Source organism: Alphaproteobacteria bacterium GM7ARS4, assembly GCA_014332745.1.
Taxonomy (GTDB): Bacteria; Pseudomonadota; Alphaproteobacteria; order GM7ARS4; family GM7ARS4; genus GM7ARS4.
Map to the genome: position 1 here is coordinate 1 of JACONL010000018.1, position 7,777 is coordinate 7,777.

General features: G+C 50.6%; 8 protein-coding genes and 1 tRNA gene. 5 read left to right on the forward strand and 4 right to left on the reverse strand.

Annotation, left to right across the window (positions count from 1 at the left end):
* A partial coding sequence (locus tag GDA54_06935; protein MBC6498031.1) for an excinuclease ABC subunit A occupies positions 1-1,063 on the reverse strand: 1,063 nt, incomplete at its 3' end.
* A gap of 108 nt (positions 1,064-1,171) precedes the next feature.
* Here GDA54_06935 and ssb point away from each other — a divergent pair.
* The 3 genes from ssb (at position 1,172) to GDA54_06950 (ending at position 3,836) form a co-directional block, all read left to right on the forward strand.
* The gene (gene ssb, locus GDA54_06940) at positions 1,172-1,666 is read left to right on the forward strand and encodes a single-stranded DNA-binding protein (GenBank protein ID MBC6498032.1); all 495 of its coding nucleotides are present in this window, start codon (positions 1,172-1,174) and stop codon (positions 1,664-1,666) included.
* Positions 1,667-1,722: 56 nt separating this feature from the next.
* Positions 1,723-1,812, forward strand: a tRNA-Ser gene (locus GDA54_06945).
* A 176-nt stretch (positions 1,813-1,988) separates the two neighbouring features.
* Entirely contained in the window at positions 1,989-3,836 is a 1,848-nt protein-coding gene (locus GDA54_06950; GenBank protein ID MBC6498033.1) for a DUF262 domain-containing protein, read from the forward strand.
* Between the two features lie 120 nt (positions 3,837-3,956).
* On the opposite strand, the gene GDA54_06955 is transcribed toward GDA54_06950, so the two are convergent.
* From GDA54_06955 to GDA54_06965, 3 genes are read right to left on the reverse strand one after another with little or no spacing between them, the layout of a single operon-like run.
* Positions 3,957-4,550 carry a chalcone isomerase family protein gene (locus tag GDA54_06955; GenBank protein MBC6498034.1) on the reverse strand — a complete coding sequence of 198 codons (594 nt, stop codon included), beginning with the start codon at positions 4,548-4,550 and terminating at the stop codon, positions 3,957-3,959.
* A gap of 1 nt (position 4,551) precedes the next feature.
* Entirely contained in the window at positions 4,552-5,349 is a 798-nt protein-coding gene (locus GDA54_06960; protein ID MBC6498035.1) for a metal ABC transporter permease, read from the reverse strand.
* A gap of 26 nt (positions 5,350-5,375) precedes the next feature.
* Complete coding sequence (locus GDA54_06965; protein MBC6498036.1) at positions 5,376-6,092, reverse strand: ATP-binding cassette domain-containing protein; 717 nt, start codon at positions 6,090-6,092, stop codon at positions 5,376-5,378.
* Between the two features lie 128 nt (positions 6,093-6,220).
* Here GDA54_06965 and GDA54_06970 point away from each other — a divergent pair, with 128 nt between their 5' ends.
* Both GDA54_06970 and GDA54_06975 read left to right on the forward strand, forming a co-directional pair.
* Positions 6,221-7,312 (forward strand): zinc ABC transporter substrate-binding protein, encoded by a 1,092-nt coding sequence (locus GDA54_06970; GenBank protein MBC6498037.1) that lies wholly within the window; start codon positions 6,221-6,223, stop codon positions 7,310-7,312.
* A gap of 117 nt (positions 7,313-7,429) precedes the next feature.
* Positions 7,430-7,777: hypothetical protein (locus tag GDA54_06975; protein MBC6498038.1), on the forward strand; the 348-nt coding region annotated here is incomplete at its 3' end.

Sequence of the window (7,777 nt, forward strand, 5' to 3'; positions counted from 1 at the left end):
TTTGTTTATGGTCGTCGCTGAGGGCATTCCAAGGCGTATCGATGGGGATGTCCTTATAGTCTGCATACGCCATGAGGGTTTGTTCTTTTATTTTTCCTAATGTGTTTTTATGCCAGACTTTGAGGGCGCCTTGTTTGAGGGAGAGGGACGGATCGGGGATGAGTCTATCGATGTGGAAGACGCGTCTTGTGCCTAAGCCGTTGCATGCGGGACATGCGCCTTGTGGGCTATTGAAGGAGAAGAGGCGCGGTTCTATTTCTTCAATGGTAAAGCCAGAGACGGGACAGCAGAATCGGGAAGAATAGAGTGTCGTGCTGTTGCTTTCGACATCGAGGATAGAGACGATGCCGTCGGCGAGGGCGAGCGCTGTTTCTAAACTATCGGCAAGGCGTGAGTCTTGTTCTTGTTTGACGGTGAGGCGGTCGATGACGATATCGATAGAATGATTGTTGTGTTTTGTCAGGACGTTGGTGAGGGTTGTGGTGTCTGTGAGGAGTTCTTCGAGGGCGTAGAGTTTTTGGTCGATATAGGCGCGTTGATAGCCTTGTGCCATCAAGGCATGCAGTCGTTTTTTATGCTCTCCTTTGCGTGAGCGCACGATAGGGGCGAGGATATGAATTTTTTTGTGGTGGAGGGCGTCATAGAGTCGTTCAATGATACGCCGCACGGATTGCGCTTCGATGGGCAATCCTGTGGCAGGCGAGTAGGCGGTGCCGCCTCTAGCGAAGAGGAGGCGTAGATAGTCGTAGATTTCCGTGACGGTGCCGACGGTGGAGCGAGGGTTATGGGAGGTTGTTTTTTGTTCGATGGCGATGGCTGGTGAGAGTCCTTCGATGGCGTCCACGTCAGGTTTACGCATCATGTCGAGGAATTGTCGTGCGTAGGCGGAGAGGCTTTCAATGTAGCGCCTCTGTCCTTCGGCATAGAGTGTGTCGAAGGCGAGGGTTGATTTACCGGACCCTGATAACCCGGTGAAGACGATCAGTTTGTTTCTGGGGAGGGTGAGGTGGATATTTTTAAGATTATGCTCTCGCGCATTGACGATACGTATGGAATCTTGCATGATGGGGTGGTTGCGTTGTGATGAGAGCGTGTTTATGATATGTGGCGTGAAGGCAGTGCGTGAGTCTCCCTTTTGCTATATCACGCTTTAGAGATAGGGACAAAGAGTATGGCAGGAAGTTTGAACAAAGTTATGTTGATAGGCAGGCTTGGTGGGGATCCTGATATTAGGAGTACTCAGGCGGGGTCGGAGGTGGCGACATTTTCTGTGGCGACGTCGGATGTATGGAAGGATAAGCAGAGTGGTGAGCGTCAGGAGCGTGTTCACTGGCATCGTGTTGTCATTTTCGATGAGAATTTGGCGTCTGTAGCGAAGCGTTTTTTGCGTAAAGGCGCGTTGGTTTATTTAGAGGGTCAGTTGCAGACGCGCAAGTGGACAGACCAGAGTGGTGCAGAGCGTTATACGACAGAGGTTGTGTTGAGTCGTTATCGTTCGACTCTGACGATGTTAGGTGGCAGGGGCGATGGTGGCGGCGGTGATTCTGGTGCTTATGGTCGTGAGTCTTATGGTGGGAAGGATGGTGGGATAAGGAAGGGTGCGTCATCGTCGGGTGGTGAGCGTTCTGGTGGTGGCTCTTTTGAGGATGACGACATACCTTTTTAGTGGGCCCTTTTAGCAGGCCCTTTTAGTGGCCCCTTTTAGTAGGTGCTTTCTGATTGGGAGGGATGGCCGAGCGGCTTAAGGCGCACGCTTGGAAAGCGTGTATACGGGCAACCGTATCGAGGGTTCGAATCCCTCTCCCTCCGCCATTGACGACAAACGAACTTTATGAAAGTATTGTGATGATTGTGGCTACCAATCCCAATCTGCTTGAAATTCCATGCGGCACCGTAGAACAGATGAAGCTTGTCAACACATTCTGCTGGCTGTATGAGTATGCTGAGTCTGGTACGAAGAGTGAATAGATGAATTGGGGAGTCTAGACATGGAACAAACTATTACAAATCACAAATATACGATAGCGGGGGCATTCAACAATTGTTTCTATGTCGTTCCTGATTATCAGCGTGAATATGTCTGGACCGAAGAGCATGTTATTCAGCTGCTCGAAGACATCAACGAGCAAATGGATAGTAGCTCGCCAGAGTATTTCATCGGTACCGTTCTTGTGTCTCCCGGGGAAGAGAGAGGCTACTATGACGTGATCGACGGCCAGCAACGACTGACGACAACCTTCCTCATTTTGTTGTGCCTGCGGGTCTTGTGCAGAGATACGAAGAATGGGGCAGCAATCGATAGCCTAATTGTTAGCCACTATACTAACCCGCAGGGTGATACAAAAATCGATCTGAAGCTGGCGCCAAGATACGAAAATGCTGGCGACGTCATTAAAAAGATCGTTGATGTTAAGGGTGATCCCCGAGCCGTTCGTGCAAACATCAAAAGCGCCGGCATTCAAATTTCAGAGTCGATCAAAAAAATCTTGGATGCCTATGATGTCATTTATCGCTTTCTGACGGACAACTATGATGATGAAGACAAACTAAAAAGATACTGGGGACATCTATCCAATAATGTGGTTTTCATCCAAATATCGGAGAGTCTCAACAGAGCCCTGAAGATCTTTGAAACGATCAACGAGCGCGGTGTGGGTCTAAATCCTATGGATTTGCTCAAAAATCTATTATTCACGCGGGTGTCACCAAAACGGTTCACCGATCTCAGGGATGAATGGAAAGAGGTCAACAGGCCGCTTGAGGAACTTAAAGAAAAGCCTTTGCGTTTCTTGCGTTACTTCCTCATGGCAAACTACGTCATAAAGAGTGAGAGGAAGGATAAGTGGAAGGATGCGATTGTTCGCGAGGATAGTATTTACCACTGGTTTTCGAAGAAAGAGAATGCCGACCTTACAGGCCATCGGGAAAATCCCTTCGCATTTGTCCGCAAGATCATAGATAACGTAGATCGCTACGCTGCTTTCAGCAGGGGCTATGACAATGATAAAAAGTCCAGCTTGGCCGTGGACTCTCTTAGGAGATTAACAGGTAAATCATTCCGCCTTCACTATATTTGGCTTTTGGCAGCAGCGAATTTGCCGCCATCCCTCTTTAATCAATTTGTCGCCCAGATTGAGAGCTTCCTGTTCTTCTACCTTTTCACCAAGTCACCAACCAGAGACCTCGAACGCAAGTTCTCGCTCTGGGCCGATGAAGTCCGTGACATTGCCGATCGTGAGAATCCGGAAGAGCAAAGACAAAAACTCAACACATTTGTATCTGAACGCTTTGCTCAGCACATGGCCGAAAAGGCTCCGGAGCTGCAAGATGCGCTCAAACGTCTGACGTTAGACTCTATGCTGAAATTTCATATAAAGTATTTGCTGGCACGTTTGACCCAGCATGTTGATATGGCGTTCAAGGGTCAAAAGGACCGGGGAAGCCTCGACCCCTATTTCGATTTAGAGATCGAGCATATCTTGCCAAAAAATCCTGAAAATGACCTGCGAAGCGCATGGCAAAAGAAGCACCCAGATCTGGACTACGATGAGTACACAAACCGCCTTGGTAATTTGACCTTGCTGGAAAAGCCCCTCAATATCGTTGCTGGGAATCATCCCTACGAACGTAAAGTGTCTGAATATGCCAAGAGTGCACACTACTTGACCGGAAGCCTTTCAGGCCTTAAAGACGCTGGTAACAACACTTCGATTTCCCGCATAAACGAGAAGTTGTCCGCATTTACAAAGTGGGATGCTGAGGACATCGAAAAACGCCAAGAGCTGTTGATTGCCTTGGCTCTAGACATCTGGAAGACCACTGAAATCACCGCATAGTGCGTTTTCAATGAATCCCAACGGGGATTCTATAACGCAAAAGGGTTCAATCATCGCCACGAATGATTGTCATGGGCGCGGCAAGAACAACATGGCGTAGCGTTCCCCGCCATTATGTCTCTACGGGCGTAGATTGAGGAGTTGTTCTCGCAATTGAGGTTCGGGACTCTTTGGTGAGAGCCAGATACCGAAGAACCATTGGCTGAATGTCGGATCATCGATACGTCCCAGCAGAGTCCCATTGCTGTAGAAGAGGGTGTGTCCTTTTGAGTCGCGCACGCCTGTCAATGTTGTTTGTTCGTCAACATCGGGGAAAATCTCTATCATGGCGTCTTGCCATGCCTGTATCGTTTTTTCATCATCGAAGCCAAGTGAGCGTATCTCTTCGATGGAGCGTGTGGCAATATCCCGTCCGTTGAGTGGGCGTAAGTAGGAGAGCGACAAGGCGTAAGGCTTATTCATGTGCCAAGTCCCCTGAGGGGCATAGAGCGTAGCGTCATAGACATCCCATAACCAAAATGTCAGACGTCCTGTGCCAACCATGCGTGCGTCAGGGATAGAGCGTTTGACAACCTCACGCTCGGCATATGCTATCTCTATGGCGGACATCACCATGCCAATGAAGATAAAACAAGAGAGAACGAGGCGCATACGAATCACGGGACGATGGGATGGTGAGGAGAAGGGGAGCATAGCACATAGAGCATGTATCATGCTAGCGTTCGTTGCGCGCCATGCCAAGCGTGCTGAGGACGATGACAAAGATGATAACAGAGGCGACGACAATGGAGGGGCCTGATGGCGTATCCAGTGTGAGCGAGCCATACATGCCCAGCATCACGGCCATAACGCCTATGATGGATGCCATCACCGCCATGGTGTGTGGTGAGCGTGTTATGCAGCGTGCTGTAGCGGCGGGAATAATCAAGAGCGAGCTGATAAGCAGGATACCCACGACATGGATAGAGACGGCCACGATCATTGTCATCAAGAGCATGAACAATCCGTGCATGTGTGGCACGCGCACGCCTTCGGCGCGTGCGAGGTCTTCGTGTATCGTCATGAGCACCAGTGACGACCAGTTTCCTATGAGCAGTCCCAAGATGACAGCGCCGCCGCCGCAGATCCACAAGAGTTCGTTGGTTGTAACGGTGAGAATATCACCAAAGAGGTAGGCGTGGAGGTCTATACGTTGTTCGAGGATGCTCAGTGTCACCATGCCGATGGAGAGTCCGCCATGGGCGAGGATACCGAGGAGTGTATCGGTGGCGAGGATACCTTTTTGCTGTAGCCACAGCAGGAGGGAGGCGAAGAGCAGGCATACAATGATGATACCGCCATGGGGATGGAGACCCACCACGAATCCGAGGGCGATACCCAGCAGGGCGCTATGGGCGAGGGAGTCGCTAAAATAGGCCATGCGTCTCCAGACGATAAAGCATCCCATGACGCCAGCCACGACAGCCACAGCGATGCCAGCGGCGCTTGCTGTGAGGAGGAATGGTTCAAGCATGCGTCTCTTTGTCTTTGAGTCGCGCCTTAGTCATGGGTATGGTTGTGGTGATGTTGATAGACGGCCATCATGCGCGCCATATCTTGGCCAAAGAGGGCGATAAATTCTGGATCTTGTGTGACCGTCTGGGGCGCTCCCGAGCAGCAGATATGTTGGAACAGGCATATGACATGTTTAGTGGATGCCATGACCATGTGCAGGTCGTGAGAGACCATCAAGATTCCGATAGGGCGTTCTTTATAGATGCGTTCTAACAAGGCGTAGAAGGTGAGTTGTCCCGTCACATCGAGATTTTGTGCGGGTTCATCCAAGACCAACATATCGGGTTCATTGAGCAGACTACGTGCGAGCAGGACACGTTGGAGCATGCCTCCAGACAAGCTCGCCATGGGTTTATCGAGGATATGCCCGATGCCTATGTCTTCGATCGTTCTATCCCATGTGTCGGGGTGTATTTTTTTGCGTAGGCACAGCATATGTCTTACGCGCATGGGCATCATCTTTTCGAAGACAACACGTTGAGGCACATAGCCCAGAGTCAGTCCTTGTTTATGCGTCACGTGACCGCTATCGGGGCGATAACATTTGGTGAGGCAGCGCACAAGCATGGATTTACCCGCCCCGTTAGGACCAACCACCGTCACGAAGTCTTTCTCTCGAACACAGAGCGTCACGTCACGCAAAATGCTCTGTCCTTGCCTGACAACAGAAATGTTCTTTGCTGTAATAAGTGGACGAGACATATATATACGTCTACAAATGATGGGACATGCAGACACGCCCTTTAACATGGCGTGAAGGCATTATTGATATAGCAACCAATCGTCACAGCAAGACGTAGCAAGAAAAGAGAGAGAGGTCAATCACTATCATGGCAAAAGTCCATCCTATCATCATATATGTTTGTTGTTTTTGTGTGTTACAGCTCTTTGCTGTGCGCCATGCCGAGGCACAAGACGTGGTTGTCACCATTAATCCTCTTCATGGATTGGTGAGTGGCGTGATGGGGGACACAGGGCGCGCTGTGTTACTCTTATCCCCGTCCATATCGCCCCATGGCGTTCAACTCAAGCCATCCCAATTGGCGATGTTACGAAAGGCAAAGGTTATCTTTTACGTGGATGACAGCATCGAGACATTTATGCCGCGTGTGCGGGGTATTCTACCCGCTGACACCCGTGTTGTTGCTCTAGGACGAGAGGCTGGCGTGCCTCTTCTTCCCTACCGCTCTGGTGGCTTATGGCGCTCCGCCCGTGAGGACGACCATGACGACCACGACCATGACGACCATGACCATGACGAACACCATGACGACCATGACCATGACAAACACCATGACGACCATGACCATGACGAACACCATGACGACCATGACCATGACAAACACCATGACGACCATGACCATGACGACCATGAGAGCCATCACCATCATGGGGGTGATGATATGCATGTGTGGCTTGACCCTAAGAACGCCATTGTGATGGCGCGCGCCATAGAAAGCGTCTTGAGCGAGATTAACCCGTCAAACAAACAAGCCTATCAGGCGCAGACCGAGCGTGTAGAGGCAGAGCTCACGGCATTAGACGAGGAACTACGGGATACGCTGTCCTCTGTGGCGGACGAACCCTTCATTGTTTTTCACGATGCCTATCAGTATTTCGAGCGCGCCTATGGGTTGGCAGGGTTAGGCTCGATGACGTTAGAGCCTCACACATACCCCTCCCCACAACGAATAAAGCAGTTACGCGACGCATTGAGGAAGACAAAGGCGCGCTGTGTCTTCTCTGAGCCACAATTCCCGACCGACCTTGTCCGTGTTGTGACAGAGGGCATAGAGGCGCGCGTTGCCTCTCTGAGCCCTCTAGGCCATAACACACCCAGTGATAAGGCGCACACGCTGGATGCTTATACGTCAACCCTCAAGAATTTAGCAAAGGCAGTCTATACATGCTTGGAGGGGTAACGAGACTCCTTCACAAAATGTCTTGACACATGCTGTTAACTGATGGATAATAGGGTGTTTGTGCGCCTCTTTGTGAGCGCATGAGTTAGATTTTAATGAATGTGGGAGAGCGGTGTTATGAAGGGCCAAAGGATGGATAAGGGCGTCAAAAGGGGCGTCGGACGTTACGGGGCAAGCCTTTTGTTATTATGTTCCCTTCTGTCTTGTGGCAGTGAGCGCGAATTTGGCGGTGGGAATTTCATCAATGGCATTCCCGTGACATCAGGCATGGCACAAGGCGTGACCGAAGGGCGCGCCTTTGGTGTTTTTGGCGATAGTGGCGGGCTTGTCGCTGTTATCAACAATGGCGCTATCATGGCCGATGACGGCACAAATCTTGGCACGATAGAGGCAACCGCCGCCACACTCACGGGAACATATACCTCAGGCGTCACCCTCTTTGTCTCCAATGCCCGTTTGCGCGTC

Excerpts from the sequence above, each read along its gene's own strand:
- ssb (MBC6498032.1), top strand. The coding sequence starts at position 1,172 with ATGGCAGGAAGTTTGAACAAAGTTATGTTGATAGGCAGGCTTGGTGGG.
- GDA54_06950 (MBC6498033.1), top strand. The coding sequence starts at position 1,989 with ATGGAACAAACTATTACAAATCACAAATATACGATAGCGGGGGCATTC.
- GDA54_06955 (MBC6498034.1), bottom strand. The coding sequence starts at position 4,550 with ATGATACATGCTCTATGTGCTATGCTCCCCTTCTCCTCACCATCCCAT.
- GDA54_06960 (MBC6498035.1), bottom strand. The coding sequence starts at position 5,349 with ATGCTTGAACCATTCCTCCTCACAGCAAGCGCCGCTGGCATCGCTGTG.
- GDA54_06965 (MBC6498036.1), bottom strand. The coding sequence starts at position 6,092 with ATGTCTCGTCCACTTATTACAGCAAAGAACATTTCTGTTGTCAGGCAA.
- GDA54_06970 (MBC6498037.1), top strand. The coding sequence starts at position 6,221 with ATGGCAAAAGTCCATCCTATCATCATATATGTTTGTTGTTTTTGTGTG.